This window comes from Ruthenibacterium lactatiformans (genome assembly GCF_000949455.1).
In the GTDB taxonomy this organism is placed as follows: Bacteria; Bacillota; Clostridia; order Oscillospirales; family Ruminococcaceae; genus Ruthenibacterium; species Ruthenibacterium lactatiformans.
The window spans coordinates 34,389-59,131 of the sequence record NZ_JXXK01000001.1; the positions used below are offsets into that span (position 1 = coordinate 34,389).

Below are 24,743 nucleotides of genomic sequence, written 5' to 3' on the forward strand. Positions count from 1 at the left end.
GGTCAAAAATATTGCTTATTGGGGCATCGAATGCACCACGCCGCGCTCTCCGTCCACCGAAACGCGCACACCGTCGTGCAGCTTGCGGGTAGCGCCCGCCGCGCCCACGACAACCGGTTTGCCCAGCGTAAGGCCAACGATGGCGGCGTGGGAATTAACGCCCGCCTCTTCGGCGATGATGGCGGAGGCGTCGCGGATGGAATCCAGCATATTGTTGTTCGTTGCCGGGACGACCAGCACATTGCCGGGCTTGAATTTGCTGCGCACCTCGTCATCACTGCGGCACACACAGGCAACACCGACGCCGTTGCGTTTGCCGATGCCGATGCCGGACAGGAGCGCATCGCCCACGAGATGGGCCTTGATCATATTGGTAGTGCCGGAGATGCCCACAGGGACGCCCGCAGTGATGACCACCAGGTCCCCGTCCTGCACAAGGCCCGCACTCTGGGAGGTCGAAACGGCTTTTTCGATCAGTTCATCTGTGTCGTGCGCATATTCCATCATGATCGGTGTGATTCCCCAGGAAAGTGTGAGCTGGCGGTATACCTGTTCTGTCAGCACACAGGCGATGATGGGCGTCTCGGGGCGGTATTTGCACAGCAGGCGGGCTGTTTCGCCGCTTTTGCTTACAGTGATGATGGCGTTTGCCTTGATATCCATGGCCGTGGTGCAGGCCGCGTGGGCGACGGCGCCCGCCACGCTCAGCTGGCCCTCCATAGTGCGCATTTTCAGGCGTTTGTCATAATTGATGTCGCTCTCGGTGCGTTCGGCGATGGCGGACATGGTGCGCACAGCCTCCACAGGCCAGCGCCCGGCAGCCGTTTCGCCGGAGAGCATAATGGCGGAGGTGCCGTCGTAAATGGCGTTGGCGACATCGGTGATCTCAGCGCGGGTGGGACGGGGGTGCTCTATCATACTGTCCAGCATCTGCGTGGCTGTGATGACGGGCTTTCCGGCGTTATAACAGCGCCAGATGATGTCCTTCTGGATGATGGGGATCTCGGTAAAGTCGATCTCCACGCCCATATCGCCGCGCGCCACCATAATGCCGTCGGCCACGTTGAGGATCTCGTCGATGTTTTCCACGCCTTCGTGGTTTTCGATCTTGGCCACGATTTTGATGAAATCACATTTTCGGCTGTCCAGCAGGCGGCGAATCTCCAATATATCGGCGGCGCTGCGTACAAAGGAGGCTGCGATGAAGTCAAAGCCCTGCTCAATACCAAACAGGATGTCATCGCGGTCCTGCGCGCTCATATACGGCATCGAGAGCTTGGTGCCGGGCACATTCACGCCCTTATGGTTGGAGACCGGGCCGCCGTTCTGCACGGTGCAGATAATGTCGTCGCCCTGAATGACGTCCACCTTCATGCCGACAAGGCCGTCGTCCAGCAGCACACGCGCGCCGGGCGCGAGGTCCTGCGGCAGTTCTTTGTAAGTGATGGAACAGATGTTTTCGTCGCCTTCAACATCGCGCGTGGTGAGCGTAAATGTCTGCCCGGCTTTCAGCGTGACCTTGCCGTTTTTAAAATTCTTCAGGCGGATCTCAGGGCCTTTGGTATCCAGCAGGGCGGCCACAGGCATACACAGCTCGTCGCGCAGTGCGCGCAGCTTGGCCAGCCGGGCGGCGTGTTCCTCGTGGGAGCCATGGGAAAAGTTGAAACGGGCTACATTCATCCCGCTCACGATCATATTGCGCATCACGCCTTCCTGATCTGTGGAAGGTCCCAGCGTGCAGACGATTTTTGTTTACGCAGCATAGTCAGATACTCCAATCCGCTTTTTGTGAAAAGCAACAAATTTACCTAGTTTATATTATACACAAATTCCATCTCCATGCAATGGCGGCAGGCTTAACATTCCGTAAAGATTCTGGTATACTGTGGGTGCGGAGGCGAATTCTATGAAATGCCGGACCAAAACGGCGAAGCAGAAAAAAGCCCCGCCCAAAGGAGAAAAAATTATGGCAAAACGAGTGTTTATCATTGTGCTCGACAGCTTTGGCATCGGAGAGATGCCGGACGCCGCCCGCTTCGGCGATGTGGGCAGCAATACACTGGGAGCGATCGTGAAAAGCCCCAAATACCATACGCCCACGCTGCAGAAGCTGGGCCTGTTCAACATCGAGGGAGTTGTGTGCGGCCGGCGGGCCGAGGCGCCTTTGGCCAGTTTTGCGCGGCTGGAGGAGGTTTCCAACGGAAAAGACACCACGACCGGCCACTGGGAAATCGCGGGCGTGGAAAGCGAAAAGGCGCTGCCCGTGTATCCGAACGGTTTTCCGGATGAGGTGATTGCGGAGTTTGAACGCCGCACGGGCCGCAGAGTGCTTTGCAATAAGCCGTATTCAGGAACGGACGTTATCCGGGATTACGGCGAAGAGCATATGAAAACAGGCGCGCTCATCGTATACACCTCTGCGGACAGCGTGTTTCAGGTAGCGGCGAATGAAGCTGTGGTTCCGGTGCCGGAATTGTACCGTTACTGCGAAATAGCGCGGGAGATGCTTACCGGAGACCACAATGTGGGCCGCGTCATCGCGCGTCCTTTTGTGGGAACAAACGCGAAGAATTTCAAGCGTACCACCAACCGGCACGACCTTTCGCTTAAGCCGCCGCGCAAAACGATGCTGGACTATATCCGCGCGGCGGGGCTGGATACCATCGGCGTAGGGAAAATTTATGATATCTTCGACGGGGAAGGCGTGAGCGAGAAGCTTAAGACAACGGGCAACGCCAACGGCATGGAAGTGACGCTGGAGCTCGCGCAGCGTGGTTTTTCAGGCCTTGCGTTCGTGAATCTCGTGGATTTTGACATGGTGTACGGCCACCGCAACGATGTGAACGGCTATGCCAATGCGGCAACGGAATTCGACGGGCAGCTTGCAAAGCTGCTGCCGTTGCTGCGCGCGGAGGACCTGCTCATCATCACGGCTGATCACGGTTGTGACCCCGCGACCCCATCTACCGATCATTCGCGTGAGTATGTGCCGATGCTCGCCTATGGCAAAGGTGTCCGTGCGGGCGTGGACCTGGGTACAAGGCGCAGCTTTGCTTGCATTGCGCAGACCGTTTGCGAGTATCTGGGCGTGCCTGTTCAGTTGGACGGGAAAAGCTTCCTGAAAGAGATTTTGCGCTGAAAGTTTAAAAGTTTAATGAAATGAACAACGGCGGTTTGCAGATTTGCAAACCGCCGTTTTCCGTATCGGGGAGATGCCTCAAAGAGAGAATTGCGTCAGGTATATGCCGCCAGGGTTTCTTTCAGGATGCCAGCCACTGCCTCGTACTTTTCCGGATCATATTCATCGTATTGATTTGGGTTTCCCGCATCGTTCAGGATATCGGCCACACCGTCTACACCGTTTGAAAGAATTTCCCGAGCGGCAAAGTCGACGTTTCCGCATCCCTCTGCAAGGATGTCGATCGTTTCAGCGCTGGCAGCGTTCAGATATTCGTCCAGATCGCTGCGCAGCTGTTCCTCCTGATTGCTGTCGTACTGCTGTGCAAAGTTGAGAACACCGCACGCTGCGGTATACTGCTTCAGATGGCTCCCGGCGGTTCCTTGCTGATAGCTGGACAGGGCCGACATCATCTCGCCGAAGGGGGTGCTGCCGGGCGTTTCTGAAAGAGAAGCTGCGCTGGAGGAAACAGCAGGGGAACGAACGGCACTGCTGCCTGAAAAAGCGGAGGATGAGGCAGGATTTGAAAGAGCAGACGATGCGGATACAGCCTGACATCCTGCAAAAGAAAGCGCTGTCATCCACAGCAGTGCGCTGAGAAAAAATTTTTTTATCATACATTCACAAGCCTTTCTATTGTGATTTGCAACCCGGACAACATGAGAAATTCGGAAGAAGAGGCATGGTGGACGAAGAAAACAGATGACGAAGATTCCATCGCGCGAAATTTTACGGCAAAACGTCTGGCCGGTTTTTGCGAAAAATGGCATAGCACGCATACTTTTTGCAATAATTATGAAATAATTGCGGAGGATAAAACGTTCATTATACAGCGGTTGTGAGATTTTGCGGTATTCCCGTCTTGTCAGGTGCGAAACACCCAGTAGTACAGCACCGCCATTACCTCACGCATATAACAGGGGAGTACGGAAGAAAAGCCGATAGAGGCGGGGATGGCGTTCACATTTGTGAAGCCTGCGGCGGCAGCGTATTTTGCTGCGCGGTAACAATGGAACGCATTGGTGACATACGCGACGGGTTCGTCCTGCGAAAGACCGTTCTGTTCCAAAATTTCGCGCGCAAAGCAAAAATTTTCCTCGGTGGAGGTACTGGACGCTTCTTCCAGAATTTGCTTCTCCGGCACGCCTTTCTCCACAAGATAGGCTTTCATGGCCCGGGCTTCGGGAATGTCCTCGCCGGGCCCCTGTCCGCCCGTCACAACAATAACGGCATCCGGGTTTTCCAGATGATAATCATATGCGGCATCCAGACGGCGTGCCAAAAGGTCGGTCACGCGTTCGCCTCGCAGGCCGGCGCCCAGTACGATCACCGCTTTTTCCTGTTTGGTCGCGGTGTCGGAGTAGCCGCTCACCGCGACGAATATAAGCAGCAGCGCAAAAACGGCGCAGCAGCAGAAAAAGATGATTTTTAGAACGCGGCCTGCACCGGCAGCGCAAAAAGCGTCGATTTTGGTATTGAAAAGAGCGTATATCCACAGTGCGGCAGTGATGAGATACATCATCAGCACCCCAAGGTTGAAGCTGGAGCGGATGGCGCGCAGGACGCTGTCGATGAGGAAAACAATGGCAAGGAGCCAGACGAAAATGATCTTCATGAGGACCTCCGTTTCTTCGATAGGCTTATTGTAACAGCGAAAGCTGTCGAAAGCAACTTGAAATACAGAGCCAGACTGTGATAGACTGTTTTAGAAAGAGGTGATGCGCTTCGTGGCATCCATTATAAAAGTACAAAACCTGCGCAAGGTATACCGCGTAGGCAAGGAAAAGGTGGTCGCGCTGGACGACATCTGCCTGGAAATCGGCGAAGGGGAGATGTGCTGTATCGTCGGCGCTTCCGGCAGCGGCAAATCCACACTGCTCAACCAGCTTGCAGGGCTGGAAAAGCCCACCAAAGGCAGGGTGCTGATTGGCAAGCATGATATTTCCGCAATGACAGAGGACGAATTGGCGGATTTCCGCCAGCAGCACTTGGGGTTCATTTTCCAGAGCTACAATCTTCTGCCTTCCATGACGGCTGCGGAAAACGTGGCCTTGCCGCTGATGTTCAAAGGCATGGGGAAAAAGCAGCGGGAAAAGTTGGCGCGTAAAGAATTGAAAAAAATGGGTTTGCTCTCCCGCGCGAACCACAAGCCGACGGAGATGTCCGGCGGGCAGCAGCAGCGTGTGGGCATTGCGCGCGCTTTTGTTGCAAAGCCAAAGGTTATCTTTGCAGACGAGCCGACGGGCAATCTGGACTCCACGACCTCGCGCCAGGTGCTTTATTCCATGCTGGAGATGGCCAAGTCCTACGGCATCACTTTCGTGATGGTGACGCATGAAAAAGAGCTGGCCTATTGCGGAGACCGCATTGTTACCATCAAGGACGGGCGTGTGCTGGACAATGTGCTGCTGGGCGAAGACGAAAAAGCGGAAAACCGCCGTCGCCTGTTTGGCGATGTAACGAGCGGGGATATCGCAGAGCCGGAAACGACCGTTGCAGAGGGAAAAAAACCGGCAGCCAGGCAGGCAAAGGCCGTGGCTGCTGCCGTGGCTGAAAAAGTAAACCAGGAATCCATGTGAGAAGGAGTACAAACATATGAAGAACCAAACGAAGAAGGTCCTGCAAAAGACAGGCGTGATTTTGGCGATGGTGATGATCTTCACCATGCTGGCCGTTCCGGCTTGGGCGGATGAGACAGGCTCAGGCACAAGTTCCAGCGCGAGTACCAGCAGCAGTGACACAACGCCTGCTCCTGTTGCAGGCGACCCGTACATTGCGGCTTATACAGTCACGGATGCTGCAGGAGCAGAGCTCCAGCGCATTGAAGAAGGGCAGAAATGCCGTATTATCATTGCGGTTGTTGACCCGCGTATTACCTCCGCTGATCAGTTGACACTGGCAGACGGACGCGCACTGGCTGCGAATATTAAAATTACATCGACAGCATCGTTCGCATCCCCTTCGCTGGGAGATATCACGACGACGACATTCGCTGCCGATAAAGTCGGTGCAGCAGGTCTTCAATATGCGATTATCCTGAACGACATTACTTACTTGGGCGGGGATAATAAGCTTTCTTTCGATTTGGCGTACAATGACAATACACGCCAACTCAAATCCATGTCGCAGCCCATCAGCCAGTGCGTGGGTTCTTCCACCGAGGGCGCCAAGGCCTCGGCGCTGGTCGTCACCTCCGCCAGCTATGGCGGCGGCAGCATCAACGCGGGCAGCGATTTCGCGCTGACCGTCGATGTGCTGGCTTCCGGCGGTACCGTGGGGGCCGAAAATGTGGCTGTCAACCTTGCGCTGCCCGAGCAGATCACCGTTGCCAGCGGCAGCACCAATATTTTTGTAGGCAACATGAAACCGGGCGCTTCCACACAGGTGACGTTTCAACTGAATGCCAGCGCTGTGGCAAATGGCGGCAGCTATAATATTACAGTAAACGTTTCGGGAAATTCCGCGTCTGACAGCGCTGCGCTCACAGCACAGATGCCTGTTACGGTACCCATTGTACAGCCCGAACGCTTCGAGATATCCCGCACGGATTTCCCGGAGTATCTTTCCATGGGCGAGGAAGGCTATGCCTCTGTTTCTTTTGTGAATAAGGGCAAAGGCATCATTTATAATGTTTCGGCCGAGATCACGGGCGATGGAATCACAACCACCGAGGGCAACCAATTCATCGGCAATATTGCTGCAGGAACTGAAAGCTCTGCAGACTTTACCATTCAAACTGCCAATGCAGGCACGCTGAACGGCCTTTTGACCGTCACTTATGAGGACGAGAAAGGCAACGCAAAAACGCTCACAAAAGAGTTCTCCATGACCGTAGAGGAGATGCAGATGGGCGGCGACGATACGATGGGCGGCGGTATGGACACTATGGTCCCGATGGAGCCGGAGCCCACAGGCGTGCCCGTATGGGTGTGGATCGTTGTGGGCGTGGGCGTTGTAGCGGCCGTGGTCGTGGTTCTCGTTGTTTTGAAGAAGAAAAAGGCGAAACGCCGCGCGGCACAGCTCATGGAGGATGACGATGAAGATATCTGATTTGCTGAAGCTCAGCACGGATAACCTTCGCCGCCGCAAAGGCCGTACAGCACTCACCGTGATCGGTGTTGTCGTGGGAACCTGCGCCATTGTCGTAATGATCTCCCTCGGCATCGCCACCAACCGGCGCACGGACGAGATGCTGTCTACTTGGAGCGATCTGACGCAGATTCAGGTGTTCAGCTATTCGGAAAATCCGGATACGCCTGCGCTGGATGATAAAATGGTCGCACAGTTCAAGGAAATGGAAAATGTTGTGGCGGCCACGCCGTTGTACAATTTTCAAAGCATGAACGCGAACGTGGTGGCGGGCAAAAAAGACCGCTATTCCATGTATATGTACAACGCTGTGGGCATGGATGTAGATGCGATCGAGCCGATGGGGATCGAGCTTGTCAGCGGCAGTTATCTGACAGGCCAGTCGCTGGGACGCAACAAGATTCCCGTGCTGGTGGGCGAGGACACAGCCTATCAGTTCGAGGATACGAAAAAAAGTTACCGCAATCCGGACCGTTACCGCTGGAAGGAAACAGATGAAAACGGAAACGTCATCAAGCAGCCGTTTTTTGATATCACGAAAGAGACGCTCACCATGCAGATGATTTACGAGTACGATGACCAGGGCAACCCCAAAATGCGGGAATACGAACTGGTTGTTGTGGGCGTGATGAAGACTGACTACTCCAAACGCGGCACCGAGGGCATCATCATGAATATTGCCGATATGAAGCGGCTGGAGGAAGAGTATAAAAAACTGAGCAAAAATTCCGGTATGGGCGGCGGCAGCGTCGTGATGTACGGTGGCTCCAGCGGTACCAAGGTGAAAGGATACGACCAGGTATACGTTAAGGTGGACGATGTGAACCATGTGGGCGCGGTGGAGCAGATGATCAAGGATATCGGCTACCAAACTTCCTCCATGACGCAGTACAGGGAGGATATGCAAAAGCAGGTAGCTTCCGGCCAGATGATGCTGGGTGGCCTTGCGGCGGTTTCACTTCTGGTGGCGGCGCTCAACATTGCCAATACCATGACGATGGCGATTTACGAACGAACAAAAGAGATCGGCGTGATGAAGGTGCTCGGTTGCAAGCTTTCGAAGATACGCCAGATGTTCCTCATTGAATCCGGCACCATCGGTTTTATCGGCGGTGTTATAGGATGTCTGTTTAGTGTTTTGATCAGCTTTGTTCTGAATAATTTTACGGTTTGGATGCAGGCCATCACCGGGTGGCTGATGAGCATCGGCGTGCAGGTGAATTTCGATGCTTCCAGCTTTGACGTCGGCGCGTTGTTCGGTATGGGCGGCATGGGCGGTATCGGAAACATTTCCGATATTCCCGCTTGGCTGCTGTTGATGGCGCTGATTTTTGCGACGGTGGTGGGACTGCTTTCCGGCATTGCTCCGGCCAATCGGGCCGTCAAAATCTCTGCGTTGGAAGCCATCCGGCACGAATAGCAGATTATACCCGAAAAATGGACAGAGAAAAGACACCTCCTGTTGTAGAATAAAAACTACAACAGGAGGTGTTGTTGTGTCGAGACAATATGCAAAAGCAGAAGAGTTGAACGGGGAAGTATTTCGAAAGAAAGCGGCAGGAGAAACAAATCGGGAAAAAGCAGAAAGCTATGGGCTGCAAACCATTGTCTCTTTTTATACATTTTCAATTTGCGAAACGCATTTACTGAACCCTGAGTACACCCAATTCTACAATTTTAAACGCATTGAATTGGAAACGGCCTCACGCCCAACCCAATCAGGAGCAGGGCCGCAGAATTCTTCGCTATTCTGCGACGAGGCTCTCTACTCATTGCACTGCGCTTTGTTTGATATAAGCATCAGGCCATGGGGTTGAGCAGACGGAGCACGTCGGGCGTAAGCGCGCGCAGGATGGCGCAGGCGAGCGCAATGGCGGCGTCGACATCTGCGGCGGCAGAATAGCCGTAATGCGTGTGCGCATAGCGCACGGGAATGCCCAACACCAGCGTCGGCACCCCGCCCGGCGCAAGGTGGATGCTGCCGCCGTTGGTGCCGCCGCCTGTGCGGACCGCGCACTGGTGGGGAATGTTGTTCTCTTCCGCAACCCTGCGTGCAAATGCCACAAGGCCGGGATGCGCCACCATGCTGCCATCGCGGAAGCGTATCTGCACACCTTTTTTCAAGGCGCCTTGGGCCTCGTCCGGGGCGGTGAAGTTATCGTCCGCGGGCGTGCCCTCCAGGCAGATGGCCAGTGCGGGACGCAGGCGCTCCGCCGTGATTTTTGCACCGCGCAGGCCGACTTCCTCCTGCGTGGAAAACGCCGCTGTAACGTCGGCACAAAGGGTTTCGTCCTTCAATGCACGCAGAACTTCCACAACACCGGCACAGCCCAAGCGACAGTCAAAAGCTTTGCCGAGCATCAAACCGGTGGCGTCGTTGTAGCTGAACTGCACGTCGGGTACCGCAACAAGGCCGGGTTCCAATCCAAGCAGCTCTGTGGCGTCTTTGCGGCTGCACACTCCGGCGTCCAGCAGGATGCTCTCCATCGAAAGCGGCGCGCTGCGCTCAGCCGCCGTCATAAAATGCGGCGGCTTGGAGGTGGACACGGCGCGCACGGTCTCACCGCGCCTGTTGTGCAGCAGAAAGGTGTGGGCGGGGATGTTGTGCTCCACCCAGCCGCCCAGCGGCACGATGCGCAGCAGGCCTGTGGCCGTGATGCTCTGTACCATAAAGCCCACTTCATCCGTATGGGCGTCCAGCATTACCAACGGACGTCCGCCCACATTCTGCGGCAAAGAGACATACAGGTTCTGCATGCTGTCGCGGTGTGCGGCCAGTCCGCCCAGGCTGCTTTCAATCACATCGACCGCCTCTTTTTCATATCCCGAGGGGCCGAATGCATCGGATATCGCAGCGCATAATTCAAGGTCAGCCATTTTTTTCATACCTTCTTTTCATTTTTTATTGCCGTGGCAAAGAGCGTAAAATACGGAAAGTACCGCGGTCTGGCAAACAGCAAAAGCTGTTTGCTGTGAAGCATTATTCCTCCAGCGCATCTGCCTGCGCCACCCACAGCGCGGCGCTGGCGTCGCTGGGCATGCGCCAGTCTCCGCGCGGCGACAATGTTACGGAACCCACCTTGGGACCGTCCGGCAGGCAGCTGCGTTTGAACTGCTGGGAGAAAAAACGCCTGTAAAAATTCCGCAGCCATTTCAGCAGCACGGCATTTGTGTATTCTCCGGCAAAAGCCTGTCGGGCAAGATAATAGACCTTTGCCGGAGAGAACCCCCAGCGCACGGCATAATAGAGGAAAAAGTCGTGCAGTGTGTAAGGCCCGACGATCTCTTCTGTTTGTTGGCTGATTTTTCCGTTTTCAGCGGGCAGCAGCTCCGGACTGACGGGTGTGTCCAGAATATCGCGAAGCACCTGCCGAAGCGCGCTGCTTTCAGTTTCGTCCGCCACGGAGGCGACGATATGCCGAATGAGCGTCTTGGGGACCGAGGCGTTTACGCCGTACATACTCATATGGTCGCCGTTATAGGTGGCCCAGCCCAGCGCCAGCTCTGAAAGATCGCCTGTGCCGATGACAAGCCCGCCCAGCCGGTTGGCAAGGTTCATGAGCACCAACGTGCGCACACGAGCCTGCGTATTCTCATACGTGACGTCGTGTCGGGTTTCGTCCTGGCCGATGTCGGCAAAGTTGCTGCGCACGGTTTGAGTGATGTCTACATGCTGCAGCGTCACGCCCAGCGCCTCGCAAAGGCGTTGGGCATTGGTGCGCGTGCGCTCCGTAGTGCCGAAGCAAGGCATCGTTACGGCGACGATGTCAGAGAGCGGGCGCTCCAGCAGGGAAAAGGCCCGAACGGTGACGAGCAGTGCAAGGCAGCTGTCCAGTCCGCCGGAGATGCCGACAACAGCGGTTTTAGCATGCGTATGTTCCAGACGCTTTTTCAGGCCTGACGCCTGCATAGCCAGGATGGCGTCACAGCGCCGGGCGCGCTGTTCGGCGTCCGCCGGCACAAAAGGAGCGGATGAGACGATGCGGGTAAGCGGAGAGACGTTTTGCGGCAGTACGAATGGGATGACTTCATAGTTTGCGTTGTCTTCAGCGGGGAAGCTGGTGTTTTTCAGCCGTTCCCCCGCAAGGCGTTCCACGTCGATGTCGGTTAACGCCATACCGCCGCAGAAAGGCGCAGTTTCGGCCAGAAGCGCGCCGTTTTCAGCGACCATATTATGTCCGGCGAAAACCATATCGGTGGTCGATTCGCCTTCACCTGCATCCGCGTAAACGTAACCGCACAGCAGGCGGGCAGACTGGCCGGTCACAAGCGCACGGCGGTATTCAGCCTTGCCGATGGTCTCGTCACTGGCGGAAAGATTGCAGATGAGTGTGGCGCCTGCCATGGCGTGCCGTGTACTGGGAGGCAAAGGAGCCCAAAGATCCTCGCAGATCTCGACGGCCAGCGTCAGCGCGGGCTGCGTTCCGCATTGGAACAACAGGTTCGTGCCGAAAGGGACCTGTGCGCCCGACAGGTCAATGACGCCGTTTTCTGCCGGGGCAGGTGTAAACTGCCGCTTTTCGTAAAATTCATTGTAATTGGGCAGGTGTGTTTTCGGCACGACGCCCAGCACACGCCCGTTTTGGCACACAGCCGCGCAGTTATACAGCTTACCGCCGTGCGTAAGCGGCAGCCCCAGAACAAAAAGAAGCGGCAGCCCGGCGGTATCCCGCAGGACGTCAGCCAGTGCGTCCCGCGCGCCCTGCTGCAGCACCGGTTGAAAAAACAGGTCCCCGCAGGTATAGCCTGTGATGCAAAGCTCCGGCAAGCATGCGATTTCCGCACCGGCGGCTGCTGCGCCGCGCAGCACCTCGATGATCTGCCGGGCATTGTAGGCGCAGTCCGCCACGCGGATGCTGGGGGTAAGCGCTGCTGTCTTTACAAATCCATATTGCATAAACGATCCCTCACTTAGTTTTACGTCATATCAGAAACCGGAACAACCGGGAGAAAATGGAAACAAAGCCCATCAAAAGGCGCTTGCCGAGAGAGACATTCAGCGCCGTTGCTCCGCTCCCCGGAAGATAAGCGTTGTCCGGACCGACTGCGGCCGATTGCGCGAACAAAGTATCCAGCTCCGCATTCAGCTGTGCGAAAAACTCCGGGCTGTCGATGATAAGAACAGATTCCGTGTCGATATACAGGCTTCGGTCATCCAGATTAAAGGAACCTACCACGGAAATCCGCCCATCTGCGACACAGGATTTTCCGTGAATAGAATCTGTGCTTTGATATTCGTAGATTTCCACGCCGGTTGCCAAAAACTTGGCGCGCTGGGAGCTATACGCAGAAAACGCCGGATAATTGGGCGAAGATGCCATGGAGTTTGTCAGATATTCCACATGCCCCTGCTTTGCAAGGCGGGTGAGCGCGGCCAGCGTTGACGGATTGGCTGTCGCGTAGGGCGTCTGGAGCCGGATTTTTTGGCAACCGGAGAGAAGCTGCGCCAGCGTCGCGCCCAGTGTGGGTTCTTTTTTGAACGGGGAGACAGGATTGTGCAGCAGGGTGACGCGCTGTGTAGGAACGGCACATTGGGAGGCAGGCTCCGAGGGCAGATAGAACGAGGGGGCGGCGGCCTCCCATCTTGCGGCAGTTTCCTTCAAGTATTCCTGCGCCGCAAGGCCGTCTGCACGGCGGCTTGGTGAAAGTGTGCCGAATTTGTCGGTCTCCGGCGCATCCCAAAGCGTATCCATATAGATTTTGGCTTGTGCGGTCACGCTTTCGGAGGAATCCGGCGTCCCAGCAAGATCGTTCAAAACAAGAACATCCCGGTCATATGTGACAGCCCCCTCATAGCCGGGCGGGGCGAAATATTCGTCGCCGATATTGCGGCCGCCCAACAGAAGCATCCGATCATCTGCCAGGATAAATTTGTCATGCAGCAGTGCATTCCATTCCCATGGCCTGAGCAGATCTACGGGGTTATAAATACGGTATTCGATATTGGGATGCGCACGCAACGCAAGGGCGATATTACTCCGCGCGCCGGAAAGGCCGCCCACAGTGCCGTCCAGCAGAACGCGTACGCGCACGCCTCGGTCGGCCGCCCTCAACAGTTCTGCGAAAAAGCACTCCGTAGTCTCGCCGCTTTTGACACAATGATAGCAGACGTCCAGTGTGCTCTGCGCGGTACGGATCACTTCCACGCGGCGTGCAAACGCATCTTGTGGCTCCTCCACCAGTACGGCCCGGTCCGGCCCGCGGCCGATGCCGTAAAAGCTGTCGGTTTGGGGAAGGTTTCGCGCCTGGCGGGGAAGCAGATAGGCCAACACACCTCCGGTAAAGATATAAACCAGATAGGCAAGCAGCAAGCGCAGGGAATAGCGCGGAAGCTTTTTGAAAAATGACTGCATTGATTTTACGCCTCGATTTGAGTGGGATGACAAAGAAAGAAAAAAGCCGGGTATCCGCGGAAAGCAGGAATTTCTTTGACGGCGGGTAAAGCAGCGTGCCTGCCCATATTTGTTTTTATAAAATGAATTCCGGCTCCCGCCGTGCGTTGTGTTTTTGGTAAAAAGCGCTTTCTGCAGTGCGCAGCATCACGGGATTCAACCTGCGGGCGTGGACGGGACACACCTTGATGCAGCGCATACAGGAGATGCACGCGTCCTTATCCGTACAACTGGGAACGTTAGCGGGGATGGCATGTGCAGGGCAAAGCGCGGCGCAGATTCCGCAGCCGGTACAGCTTCGCCCGGCCTTTGGCTTCATGGGAACACCGCCAAACTCTTTGTAAGGGCGAGTCCCTTTTACGGAAACTGGAGAGAGCGCCTCGGATGTGGACAGCTTTTTCCATAGCTGTGTGCCGAACGCTTCGATTTTTTTCGCATCCTGTGCGTCGGGCCGTCCGGCGGCGACGGAATGCATGATGGAATGCTCCGCGATCAGCGCGGCCGCTGCGAATGGGATAAACCCGTTTGCAGCGGCAATATCCGCAAGCTCCAGCAGCGCGTCGTCATATTCGCGGTTGCCGTAGGCCGCAACCAGGACGGCAGGCGTCCGGCTGCCCTGCATGCGGCGCAGCGTTTGCACCGCCGGAGAGGGAATGCGTCCTCCATATACGGGGACGCCAAATAGCACAAGGTCATCCGGGCCAAAGTCCATGCTTAGTCCGCGCTGTGTATACGGCGTGATATCGACCTCGCGTGGTTTTGAGGGAAACGTTTTCGAGAGCATGGACACAAGGCGCCGGGTGGAGCCTGTTGGACTGAAGAAAATACTTGTGACATTTCGAATCTCCATGGAAAAGCCTCCGTTCAGAACAATCCGTGATTTTTTCGGATGTAATATCTGTAATAAAGCAGGCCTGCAAGGTCGGCAAGGAACCAACCTATGGGGACGGACCACCAGATGCCGGCAACACCGATGGCGGGTACAGCGGAAAGCGTATAAGCCAGCACTACGCGTGTGCCGAGGGAAATGACCGTGAGCACAAGAGACATTCCGGGCTTCTGGATGGCACGGTACAGTCCGTATAACAGGAACAATGCGCCGATGCCGCAGTAAAAAGCGCCCTCGATGCGCAGATACTCCACGCCGATAGAAAGGATCTCAGATTCCTCGGGACGTATGAAAATCAAGAGAAGCGGCCTTGCAAAAAGGAACACCAATGTGGAGATGAGAAGGCAGAAAACAGCTGCGGCTCCGACCGCGCTTTTAATCCCCGCGCGAATGCGATCTTCTTTTTTGGCGCCGTAATTTTGAGCGATGAAGGTGGAGAATGCGTTGCCGAAATCCTGCACGGGCATATAGGCGAAGGAGTCGATTTTTACCGCGGCGGCAAATGCGGCCATGACGGAAGGCCCGAAGCTGTTCACCAGGCCCTGTACCATCAAAATACCGAAATTCATGACAGATTGCTGCATGCAGGTCAGCAGAGAAAAATGAGAGATTTCCGTCATGAGAGCCCGATCAAAACGCATGTCGCTGCGGGAAACACGCAGGCCCGGCATACGCGCCAGTGTGTACAGCCCCAACCCGATACCGGATATCCATTGTGCAAACACAGTCGCCGCTGCAGCTCCTGCCACGCCCCAATGAAACACCAGCACACACACAAGGTCCAGCACGATGTTCAATACCGCCGAGATCCCCAGAAAAATCAAAGGTGCCGCAGAATTGCCCACCGCACGCAGCAGACAGGCGAAGAAATTGTAAAGGAACGTGGCGGCGATGCCGAAAAAAATGACCCAAAGGTACTCCCGCATCAGCCCATACACAGAGACGGGAACAGAGAGCAGGCGCATGATAGGGTCGATCCACAAAAAGACAGCGGCATTGATGACGAATGTCAGCGCGGCGATAAGCGTGAAAGAAGCGAAAATGCCGGCGCGCAGGCGGGAGAAATCCTTTTCTCCGTAACGGATGGAGAAAAATGCTCCGCTGCCCATGCAGAGCCCCAGAAGGATAGAGGTGAGAAAGGTCATCAGCGTATAAGACGAGCCAACGGCTGCCAACGCGACGGAACCGAGAAAACGACCGACAATGAGCGTGTCGGCTACATTGTAAAGCTGCTGCAGCAGATTGCCGGCGATCATGGGCAGAGCAAACCGGAGCATTGTGCCGGTGATGCTGCCGGAAGTCAAATCCAGAACACGTCCGGCAGGCTTGTTTGATATCGTTTCATTTGACATGGCGGTGCGGATGCAGAGCCTCCGTTCTGTTGACTTTCAGAATTTTTCGCGGCAGAGAAGCGCCGCGCATTCCACATGCTTTGTGCGCGGGAACATATCCACTGGCTGTACGGCCTGTACAGCATATCCGTGTTGAGAAAGATATTTAAGATCCCGCGCGGCGGTGGCAGGATTGCAGCTCACCATCACGATGCGCTGGGGGGCCATGGCCAATACGGCCTTCAGCGTCGGCTCGTCGCAGCCCTTGCGGGGAGGGTCCAGAACGACGATATTGGGCAGCAGGCCGTCGGCGGCCAGTTTTTGTGCGGCGGTTCCGGCGTCGGCACAGAAAAACTCCGCGTGCTCTACCCCCATTGCGGCGGCATTGCGCCGGGCGCTCTCCACCGCTTCGGGTACGATCTCTACACCGATAAGCCTGCCGCAGTGCTCCGCCATGGAAAGGCCGATGGTACCCGCACCGCAATAAAGGTCCAGCAGCGTATCCTCGGGGCCGGGCGCGGCAAAATCAGCAGCAACACTGTATAGGCGGTTTGCGCCTTCGGTATTCACCTGATAGAAAGAAAGCGGACCGAGCGCGACGGGTACGCCGCGCATGGTATCGTGGAGCACGCCGGGACCGTACAGCGTGATACATTCTTTTCCGGTGATAACATTCGTTTTGTGCGTGTTGACGTTCAATACCACGCTCTCTACCTCCGGATGCGCCTTTACCAGCGCGGCGCAGATATCCTGTGCGTGAGGCAGGCTGCGTCCGTTGCAGACAAGACATACAAGCACGCTTCCGTTTGTGACGGCGTGGCGCAAATAAATATGGCGCGCGAGCCCTCGGTGTGCCTGTTCATCATAGACGGAGATATGATATTGCGTCAGAAGCGCGCACAGCGTCGCGGCGATTCGGTTCAGCAGTCCGGGCTGGAGCAGACAGTCCCCGCAAGACAGCGGCCGATGGCTGCGGCTCGCATAAAAGCCGGCTTGAACACTGCCGTCCCCAGCGAGAAACAGAGGATACTGCACCTTGTTCCGGTAGCGCTCGGTCTGTGGAGAGGGAAGGATGTCCCGCACGGGCACATCCAGCCCGCCGATGCGGCGCAGGGCGTCCGCCACGAAGCCTTGCTTTGCCGCAAGCTCTGCTTCGTAGGAAAGGTGCCGGAAACAGCAGCCGCCGCACCGGCCGAAAATAGGGCAGTCCGCAGGGATGCGCCCGGTGCCGGGCGTGAGGACGCTTTCGACGATGCCAAAGGCGTAACTTTTGCAGATTTTTACCACCTTGACGGAAAGCACGTCGCCCACGGCGGCAAACGGGACAAAAACGGCCTGGCCCTCAAAACGTCCGACGCCGTTGCCGTCGCTGGACAGTGCGTCGATGGTAAGGGGGATGATCTGGTTTTTGACAAGCGGCATATGAGCGGTTCTCCTCACAAAAAAAGCGGCAGGCATGCCGCTTTGAAAATAACGGGGAAGCCGTGCTAGCGCGCGGCTTTTTCCTGGTTGATGCTGGTCAGGTATTTGCTGGGCGGAACGCCCTTGCTTTTTTTGAACACGCGGGAAAAATAAAACTGGTCAAAAAAGCCGACGGACACGGCGATCTCTGCAATGGAAAGCTGAGAATTTTTTAAAAGGAAACATGCCTCGCTGATGCGGTAGCTGGTAAGGTAATCAATAGGGGACTGTCCCACGTTGCTCATGAATACCCGGTACAGATGGCTGCGGCTGACGCCCACGGCCTTGGCGATATCGTCGATGCTGATGTCATGGGAATAGTTGAACTGGATATACTTGATTGCGTTGATGACATACTGAGAACTGGAATTGGAGGCATGCGGTTCAAGGTCCATTGCCTCCTGCATCAGCTCAGCAATGAAAAGATACAGATATCCGACCATCAGCGTTTCATTGCGCGGCTCGGGCCCCCGGGACAGAAAAATATTGAACAGCGCCTTTTTTACGCGTTCGGCATTTTTGCAGTGGTGGGTGGGCATGTCCTCCCGAAAAGGCAGCTGAAGCACCAGCTTGTTGGCACAGGCCCCGTTGAAGCCCACCCAGTAATATTCCCACGGTTCCTCCTTGTCTGCGGAATAAGTGATGAGCTGGCTGGGCTTTGCAAGAAAGATATCCCCCGCCCGAAGCTCATAAACTGTGTTGTTTACCGTATATGTGCCTTTCCCGTCGACAACATAATGGATCAGATAGTGATCCCGTACGCCGGGGCCCCAGGTATAGCCGCGCTCACAGCTCTGCAGGCCGCAGTTGAAGATGGAAAGTTCCACATTGTCGGTATAATTCTGCTTGAACGACTGCTTGTATGTGCTGGGCATCCGATTCACCTCCGGCGAAACCGTGTGGGACAAAAAACGATTCCGCCTCTTATTCCTCATATGATATTTAATTATAGCAAATCAATCAACAAAAGTCCATTTTTTCGTGATATAAAATAGTGTTTACATCAAGCGCATGTCTGTTATAATGGATTTGACACCGGGGCAGTACCGGGCTGCATTTGGAGCGGCGCTGAAAATGCGCCGCCATGCGGCACCCCGGCGGAGAAGAAGGCATCGGGGCCGCTTTTCGGCGGCGTCTATAGGATAAACGAAAGACAAGGGGAGGCCGGTAATATGTCAACGGCAAAAGAGTTAAAGAAAGAGATCGAGCGCGGTGTGTGGGACGCGTCCCTGGGAAAGCTGTATGGCCGGCGGGCTGGCGTGCTGGAGCGCCAGCGTGCGCGGTACGCGGATGCGCTGGACTGTTTTGCGGCGCTATACGGCGGGGAACGGGAAGCCGCCATCTATTCCGCGCCCGGCCGCACCGAGATCGGAGGCAACCACACCGACCACAACCACGGCGTGGTAATGGCCGGCGCGGTGGATCTGGACGTGATTGCCGTGGTTTCCAAAAACACGGACGATGTGGTACGTGTGAAATCGAAAGGCTTTGACGGCAGGGACGAAGTGAAGCTGGAGCAGCTGTCTCCTGTGCTGGCAGAGCAGGGCCGCTCCGCCGCTCTCATCCGCGGCGTGGCTGCGGGCATCGCAAAGCAGGGCGGTGTACTGGGCGGCTTCGACGCCTATACCACGTCCGATGTGCTGCGCGGCTCAGGGCTGTCCAGTTCGGCTGCGTTCGAGGTTGTCATTGGTACTGTATTCAATGGGGAATACAACCAAGGCCGTTTCTCCGCGGTAGACATCGCAAAGATCAGTCAATATGCGGAAAATGAATATTTTGGCAAACCCAGCGGCCTGATGGATCAGACAGCCTGCAGCGTGGGCAGCGTGATCACCATTGATTTTCGTGATCCTGCCAGCCCCGTAGTGGAAAAAGTGGATTTTGATCTGGCAAAACACGATTATTGTCTGTGCATTACAGATACAAAAGGGAGCCATGCGTCGCTTACCGATGAATATGCGGCCGTCCGCCAAGAGATGGAAGCAGTGGCGGCCTATTTCGATAAGTCGGTGCTGCGCGAAGTGGATGAGTCTGCTTTTTATGCGGATATTGCTGGTGTGCGTGAAAAACTGGGGGACCGTGCCGTACTGCGCGCTATCCACTTTTTTGCGGACAGTCGGCGTGCCGGTGCGTTATGCAGTGCCATCCGTGAGGATCGCTTTGAAGACTTTTTGGAATTGATCGTGGCAGGCGGCCATTCGTCGTTTGAATACAACCAGAATGCATACAGTGCAAAAAATCCGCGGGAGCAGGGCGTTTCGCTTGGTTTGGCACTTTCTCAGCATATACTCGAGGGGTATGGTGCGTGGCGTTTGCAGGGCGGCGGCTTTGCGGGCACCATTCAGGCGTTCGTCCCGGTGCATCTGCTGGAGGCGTACCGCGCGGCGATGGACAGCGTGTTCGGCGAGGGCTCCTGTTACGTGCTGAATGTGCGCAACTACGGTGCGCTGTGTGTGACAGAGGCACTGTAAGCCGTGCGGGAAAAATGGTCGGCTGCCCCGCGGCGAATCGCGGCGTTCGATGCCTTGCGCGGTTTTGCACTGGTAAATATGGCCGTATACCATGGCGTTTACGACTGGGTCTATGTATTCGGCCGACCTGCGGCATGGTTTACGCAAACGGGCAACGCGCATATCTGGCAGCAATTCATCTGTTGGACGTTCATTCTGCTGGCGGGGGCTGTGTTTCCTTATGGGAAGCATGCGGTACGCCGTGGCGCGGTCACATTTGGCTGCGGATTTCTGCTCACGGCCGTTACGATGCTGGTGATGCCGTCGGAGCAAATACTGTTCGGCGTTCTGCACTTGATTGGGGCGGCCGTGCTGCTCAGCGCGCTGCTGCGCCGCTTTCTGGACCGCGCGCCAGCGCTGCCCGGCGCCATAGCTTCCTTTGTATTGTTTTTGTTCCTGCGAAGCGTCCCGATGGGATATCTGGGCATTGGCGAGCTGCAGCTGTTTGAGCTGCCGCGCCAGCTGTACAGCGTGCCGTTTTTGTTTCCGCTTGGCCTGCCCGGCCCGGGCTTCTATTCGGCGGATTATTTTCCGCTGATCCCGTGGATATTTCTGTTCTGGGCGGGGCTTTTCCTGTGGCGTTTTCTGCGCCCGTATGCCGAAGAGACGGTGCGCGGCTGGCCTGCCTGCCGTCCATTGGTTTGGCTGGGGCGGCACAGCTTGTGGGCATATTTGCTGCATCAGCCTGTTTTGTTGGGCTTTATATTTTTGTTATCGATATTGACAGGCAGTTGATAAGAAGAAAGGATGTAGAAAATGGTTTTGGTCTGGTATCCGAAATGTTCCACCTGCCAGCGCGCCAAGGCATGGCTGGATGAGCATGGCGTGACCTATACGCTGCGCGACATCAAGGAAGAAAACCCGAACGCGGAGGAGCTGCGGGCCTGGCATGAAAAAAGCGGCCTGCCTCTCCGGCGTTTTTTCAACACAAGCGGTCTGCTGTACAAAGGCATGGCGCTGAAGGACAAGCTGCCTGGAATGACGGACAATGAGCAGTACATTTTGTTGGGTGAATACGGAATGCTTGTGAAGCGGCCTTTGATTGTGGCGGACGATTTTGTGCTGGTGGGTTTCCGCGAGGCGGAATGGTCTGCAGCGCTCGGCTGATAGGAGATATACCTGCGGGTGTGCAGTTCGGCTTCGAACGCAAACAAGCCCTTGTGAAAATGTTCCGTACAATGGTCATAAGACCAAAGCGCGTCTCTGGAAAGCATGGGCTGTGCTTTTGCGCAAAAAGAAAACCCATAAAACAGCCTGCAGGCTGTTTTATGGGTTTTTCTTACTGGAGCTGGTGATCCGATTCGAACGGACGACCTGCTCATTACGAGTGAGCTGCTCTACCGACTGAGCCACACCAGCATATGGCGCTTAAATCAAGTGCCTTTATCTATTATAAGGAATTTTTTGCGTTCGTCAAGCTTTTTCTGAAAAGTTGTGGACGAAAATTTTATTTTGCGGTACAATAAGCAAACAGAGAAGTTTCGGGAGGGAAAAGAATGGTTACAGAATGCGTTGCGATACTGGCAATCTCACTTTGCCTCGTTGTGGTATTCATCCGTGCGGGGCACGGGGATTACGCAGCGAGTGTCACGCCCATCCTGGCCGTTCCCTTCGTGCATCTGCTCGCGCTGCCGGTAAGCTGGTGGACAGATTCGCTTTTTCCCGCGCTTGCGCCTCAATCGGTGGTGGCGTTTGCGGATATCGCCGCCGTAGTGGTTTCCTGCCTTATGATCATGTCCTTTTCGGGGAAGATCAGGAACAGGAAGAATAAAAAGCTGTATGTAGTGATGCTGGGTGGATACAATATTATACTGACCTGCACATTTGTCCACCGGACGCTGGCAGTGCTTTGGAAATAATTCTTTAGAGAATGTGCCGGGGCCTATCGTGAGCCCCGGCCTCTTTTGCGTTTCGGGGAAAATTGGGGCCGTGTGCGCTTGATATAAAACAGGGAGACAAAGGGATGAGCTGCAAAAAATATATCGCTGCGATTTTACTGTGCTCCGTGCTGCTGGCAGGCTGCTCTGGTTTTTCCGGGCGGGGAACGGACGCATGGGGAGCGGAATCCCCGGCATCCGGAGGAAGCAGCACGGAGGGGCAGGCCGTACAGGTTGTGCCCGAAACGCTTGCGCGTCAATTGGCTGCGGTACAAAGTGCGCACCCGCTGACGGAAGAATTTTTTTCATGGTGCGCGCAGGAGGCGCCGTCCGGTCTGCTGGAGGGAATAGATGATCGTCTCGAAGCCGAGGCCCTGTATTCAGACGCATGGTTCTATGACCTGTGCGGGATTTCTCTTCATGTGCTGTACGGCCGCTACTCCGGGCAGGACAGCGGCTCGAACTGGCATGAGCGGGAGGGAGGCAACGGCGCGGCGGAGATTATTTTTGCAGGCGACGTGAACCTTGACGATGATTGGGAGATTATGCGGCATTTGAAAGACAGCGGCGGCGGCGTGGAAGATGCATTTTCATCGGCGTTGTTAGAGCGGCTGCGCGGCGCGGATGTCCTTGTGGTGAACAACGAGTTCCCGTACTCCCGACGCGGCGTGGCGCTGCCGGGAAAACTATACACGTTCCGGGCAGACCCCGCAAGCACCTCTTTTTTGCGACAGATGGGAGCGGACCTTGCAGGCCTTGCCAATAACCATGTATTCGACTACGGACCGGACGCATTCGAGGACACGCTGGCGGCGCTGGAACAAGAAGGGATTCCCTATATCGGCGCAGGGCGAGACCTGGAGCAGGCAATGCGCCCCCAATATTTTATTGTAAACGGCATGAAGCTTGCCTTTGTCGCAGCCACCCGTGCGGAAAAATTCATTTTCACGCAGGAGGCGGGGGCAACACAGCCGGGAGTGCTGCGCACCTACGAACCCGATCTTTTCTTGCAAGCAGTCACAGAAGCGAGGAAGAACAGCGATTTTGTGGCGGCCTATGTGCATTGGGGCACGGAGAATACCGCTGTGCTGGAAACCGCTCAGCGGGAGCAGGCCCGCCAATATATTGAAGCGGGCGCGGACATTGTTGTAGGCGCACATCCGCACTGCCTGCAGGGCTTTGCATTTGAGCACGGAAAGCATGTTGCATATAGTCTGGGGAATTTCTGGTTCAATATGGATACGGTGGAAACGGGCTTCCTTTCCGTCAGAATCACAGCGCCGGGTGAGTATTCCGTTCAGTTCGAGCCGTGTATCCAGCATGGAGGACGTACCGCACTCATGGAAGATGCAGAGGGCGCGGCGCTATTACAGTATCTGCGGGCGCTTTCGCCTGGAGTGCGCATTTACGCGGACGGAACACTGGAGCTGGAGCAGCCGGAGCTGTAGAGAAAGATCGACAAACAAAAGCACCTGCGGACGATGTGTCCGCAGGTGCTTTTCTGCCGGATGACGGTATGCCGTTCAAAGCTGCGGGGCAGGTTCTGCGGTAGCCAAACGCTTACGCCAGGCGCCGAAGCGATAGGCGACAGCCGTGAGCAGTGCGCCCAGCGACCAGGAGACCAGCAGGGAGATAAAGGTGGATTCCGGGCGCCCGGTGGGATACTCGGCGCTGCGTGTAAAGAATGCGATGCCGTAGGCAATGGGAACGCGGAGCACAACAGTGGTGATGATGGAGATCCACATTGGTGTCATCGTGTCTCCTGCGCCTCGCATCACGCCAGAGAGACATTGAGTAATGGACATGGCGATATATCCGAAGGCGAGAATCTGCATCATGCGCATGCTCAAATCTACCAGCACGGCTGTTTCGGTAAAAACGCCCATCAGTTGGCGGCCGAATAAAAGAATCAATGCAGTCAGGAAAGCGGAGATGCCGACGGCGATCCAGGTGCCCTGCTTTGCACCCTGATGCACACGGTCCAACCTGCGCGCGCCAACGTTTTGTCCGGTATACGTCGTCATTGCCTGTCCAAAGGTGAAGTTCGGCATCATCGCGAAGCCATCCACCCGCATGACGATCACGTTGCAGGCGATGACCATTTCACCAAAGCTGTTGGTGAGGGACTGGACCACAAGCATGGCCACGGAGAAGATGGCCTGAGTGATGCCGGAAGGCACACCGATGCGGATGATATTGGCAATGGGCGCGGAGCGGGGTTTCAAGTAATGCAGCGTCAGGTCGAACACGTCCCGCATGCGCAGCAGTTTCCACAGACAGAGGAAAGCGGAAATCGTTTGCGCCAGCACGGTGGCCAGCGCCACACCGGCCACACCCATACCCAGGCCGGCTACAAACCACAAATCAAGCCCTACGTTCAACGCGGCGGCAACAAGCAGAAAACCCAGTGCGGACAGGCTGTCGCCCATGCCGCGCAGCACGCCGGACAGGATATTATAATAAGCAAAACCGGCAATGCCCAGGAAATAGATCATCAGATAATCCGCGCACCAGTCGATGATGGAGGCGGGCGTGCTGAGCAGCTCGAGCATTGGGCGGGTGATAAGCGCGCCGATGATCATTGTAATGACGGATACGATGGCGGACAGTGTGATGCAGTTGCCAATAACGACGGAGAGCTGCTCACGATCTTTTGCGCCGTAACGCTGTGCTACCAGGATGCCTACGCCTGTGGCGACGCCCACAAAAAGCGCAAGCAGAAGGTTGAGGATGGGGGAGGCGCTGCCGACGGCCGCCAGCGCATTATCGCCGACATAGCGGCCTACGATGATGGAATCCGCGGTGTTGTAAAGCTGCTGGGCCAGATTGCCGATCAGCATGGGGATAGCAAACTCAAGAATGCGCTTCCAGGGAGCGCCCAGAGTCATATCGTGCGCGGAGAAAAGCTGCTGCAGTCTTGCAGCGAATGAACGTTTTCCCATGAATGGTTCCTTTTCCTTCCTTTTTGGTGTAATACAACAATTGTAAAGGGATGAAATTTATTTGTCCATAGGAA

21 protein-coding genes and 1 tRNA gene are annotated in these 24,743 nt (G+C 55.8%); 10 read left to right on the forward strand and 12 right to left on the reverse strand.

The window, feature by feature from the left end; all coding sequences use genetic code 11:
• Positions 1-15: 15 nt before the first annotated feature.
• Positions 16-1,746, reverse strand: coding sequence for a pyruvate kinase (gene pyk, locus TQ39_RS00185; RefSeq protein ID WP_082052055.1), 1,731 nt, complete (start codon positions 1,744-1,746; stop codon positions 16-18).
• Between the two features lie 220 nt (positions 1,747-1,966).
• Between pyk and TQ39_RS00190 the strand changes: the two genes are divergently transcribed.
• Positions 1,967-3,139: a phosphopentomutase gene (locus TQ39_RS00190; RefSeq protein WP_050004356.1), complete on the forward strand. Its 1,173-nt coding sequence runs from the start codon at positions 1,967-1,969 to the stop codon at positions 3,137-3,139.
• A 95-nt stretch (positions 3,140-3,234) separates the two neighbouring features.
• Here TQ39_RS00190 and TQ39_RS00195 read toward each other — a convergent pair whose 3' ends face one another.
• Both TQ39_RS00195 and TQ39_RS00205 read right to left on the reverse strand, forming a co-directional pair.
• Entirely contained in the window at positions 3,235-3,948 is a 714-nt protein-coding gene (locus TQ39_RS00195) for a hypothetical protein (protein ID WP_154521374.1), read from the reverse strand.
• Between the two features lie 95 nt (positions 3,949-4,043).
• A complete protein-coding gene (locus TQ39_RS00205) occupies positions 4,044-4,793 on the reverse strand; it encodes a YdcF family protein (RefSeq protein WP_050004142.1) in 750 nt (249 codons plus the stop codon).
• Positions 4,794-4,896: 103 nt separating this feature from the next.
• Between TQ39_RS00205 and TQ39_RS00210 the strand changes: the two genes are divergently transcribed.
• From TQ39_RS00210 to TQ39_RS20635, 4 genes are all read left to right on the forward strand, one after another.
• A complete protein-coding gene (locus TQ39_RS00210; protein WP_155202245.1) occupies positions 4,897-5,757 on the forward strand; it encodes an ABC transporter ATP-binding protein in 861 nt (286 codons plus the stop codon).
• 16 nt (positions 5,758-5,773) lie between these two features.
• Entirely contained in the window at positions 5,774-7,228 is a 1,455-nt protein-coding gene (locus TQ39_RS00215) for a COG1361 S-layer family protein (RefSeq protein ID WP_050004143.1), read from the forward strand.
• The gene (locus tag TQ39_RS00220) at positions 7,215-8,687 is read left to right on the forward strand and encodes an ABC transporter permease (RefSeq protein WP_009325611.1); all 1,473 of its coding nucleotides are present in this window, start codon (positions 7,215-7,217) and stop codon (positions 8,685-8,687) included. The genes TQ39_RS00215 and TQ39_RS00220 overlap by 14 nt, the downstream gene beginning before the upstream one ends.
• Before the next feature lie 76 nt (positions 8,688-8,763).
• Positions 8,764-9,084, forward strand: a complete 321-nt coding sequence (locus tag TQ39_RS20635) for a hypothetical protein (protein WP_154521380.1) — start codon at positions 8,764-8,766, stop codon at positions 9,082-9,084.
• On the opposite strand, the gene TQ39_RS00225 is transcribed toward TQ39_RS20635, so the two are convergent.
• The 7 genes from TQ39_RS00225 to TQ39_RS00255 form a co-directional block, all read right to left on the reverse strand.
• The gene (locus tag TQ39_RS00225) at positions 9,068-10,144 is read right to left on the reverse strand and encodes a M42 family metallopeptidase (RefSeq protein WP_167541514.1); all 1,077 of its coding nucleotides are present in this window, start codon (positions 10,142-10,144) and stop codon (positions 9,068-9,070) included. The two genes, TQ39_RS20635 and TQ39_RS00225, sit on opposite strands and share 17 nt — an antisense overlap.
• Positions 10,145-10,247: 103 nt before the next feature.
• Complete coding sequence (locus TQ39_RS00230) at positions 10,248-12,164, reverse strand: NAD(+) synthase (protein ID WP_050004145.1); 1,917 nt, start codon at positions 12,162-12,164, stop codon at positions 10,248-10,250.
• A 25-nt stretch (positions 12,165-12,189) separates the two neighbouring features.
• Positions 12,190-13,620 (reverse strand): phospholipase D-like domain-containing protein, encoded by a 1,431-nt coding sequence (locus tag TQ39_RS00235; RefSeq protein WP_009325615.1) that lies wholly within the window; start codon positions 13,618-13,620, stop codon positions 12,190-12,192.
• Between the two features lie 115 nt (positions 13,621-13,735).
• Positions 13,736-14,509: a 4Fe-4S binding protein gene (locus TQ39_RS00240; protein ID WP_009325616.1), complete on the reverse strand. Its 774-nt coding sequence runs from the start codon at positions 14,507-14,509 to the stop codon at positions 13,736-13,738.
• Between the two features lie 14 nt (positions 14,510-14,523).
• Positions 14,524-15,900, reverse strand: coding sequence for an MATE family efflux transporter (locus TQ39_RS00245; protein ID WP_050004146.1), 1,377 nt, complete (start codon positions 15,898-15,900; stop codon positions 14,524-14,526).
• A gap of 36 nt (positions 15,901-15,936) precedes the next feature.
• Entirely contained in the window at positions 15,937-17,301 is a 1,365-nt protein-coding gene (gene rlmD, locus TQ39_RS00250; RefSeq protein WP_050004147.1) for a 23S rRNA (uracil(1939)-C(5))-methyltransferase RlmD, read from the reverse strand.
• A 65-nt stretch (positions 17,302-17,366) separates the two neighbouring features.
• Positions 17,367-18,215, reverse strand: coding sequence for an AraC family transcriptional regulator (locus TQ39_RS00255; protein WP_040910268.1), 849 nt, complete (start codon positions 18,213-18,215; stop codon positions 17,367-17,369).
• A 297-nt stretch (positions 18,216-18,512) separates the two neighbouring features.
• Here TQ39_RS00255 and TQ39_RS00260 point away from each other — a divergent pair, with 297 nt between their 5' ends.
• Genes TQ39_RS00260 through TQ39_RS00270 form a run of 3 tightly spaced genes read left to right on the forward strand, consistent with a single transcriptional unit; the run spans position 18,513 to position 20,957 of the window.
• Positions 18,513-19,811, forward strand: coding sequence for a galactokinase (locus TQ39_RS00260; protein ID WP_050004148.1), 1,299 nt, complete (start codon positions 18,513-18,515; stop codon positions 19,809-19,811).
• 3 nt (positions 19,812-19,814) lie between these two features.
• Positions 19,815-20,585, forward strand: coding sequence for a heparan-alpha-glucosaminide N-acetyltransferase (locus tag TQ39_RS00265; RefSeq protein WP_050004149.1), 771 nt, complete (start codon positions 19,815-19,817; stop codon positions 20,583-20,585).
• Between the two features lie 21 nt (positions 20,586-20,606).
• Positions 20,607-20,957 (forward strand): arsenate reductase family protein, encoded by a 351-nt coding sequence (locus TQ39_RS00270; protein WP_050004150.1) that lies wholly within the window; start codon positions 20,607-20,609, stop codon positions 20,955-20,957.
• A 176-nt stretch (positions 20,958-21,133) separates the two neighbouring features.
• On the opposite strand, the gene TQ39_RS00275 is transcribed toward TQ39_RS00270, so the two are convergent.
• Positions 21,134-21,209 (reverse strand) — tRNA-Thr (locus TQ39_RS00275).
• A 137-nt stretch (positions 21,210-21,346) separates the two neighbouring features.
• Here TQ39_RS00275 and TQ39_RS00280 point away from each other — a divergent pair.
• Together TQ39_RS00280 and TQ39_RS00285 are read left to right on the forward strand one after the other, a co-directional pair.
• Positions 21,347-21,709, forward strand: coding sequence for a hypothetical protein (locus TQ39_RS00280; RefSeq protein ID WP_050004151.1), 363 nt, complete (start codon positions 21,347-21,349; stop codon positions 21,707-21,709).
• A gap of 104 nt (positions 21,710-21,813) precedes the next feature.
• Positions 21,814-23,175: a CapA family protein gene (locus TQ39_RS00285; RefSeq protein WP_050004152.1), complete on the forward strand. Its 1,362-nt coding sequence runs from the start codon at positions 21,814-21,816 to the stop codon at positions 23,173-23,175.
• A 75-nt stretch (positions 23,176-23,250) separates the two neighbouring features.
• Here TQ39_RS00285 and TQ39_RS00290 read toward each other — a convergent pair whose 3' ends face one another.
• Positions 23,251-24,669 carry an MATE family efflux transporter gene (locus TQ39_RS00290; protein WP_050004153.1) on the reverse strand — a complete coding sequence of 473 codons (1,419 nt, stop codon included), beginning with the start codon at positions 24,667-24,669 and terminating at the stop codon, positions 23,251-23,253.
• Positions 24,670-24,743: the final 74 nt, after the last annotated feature.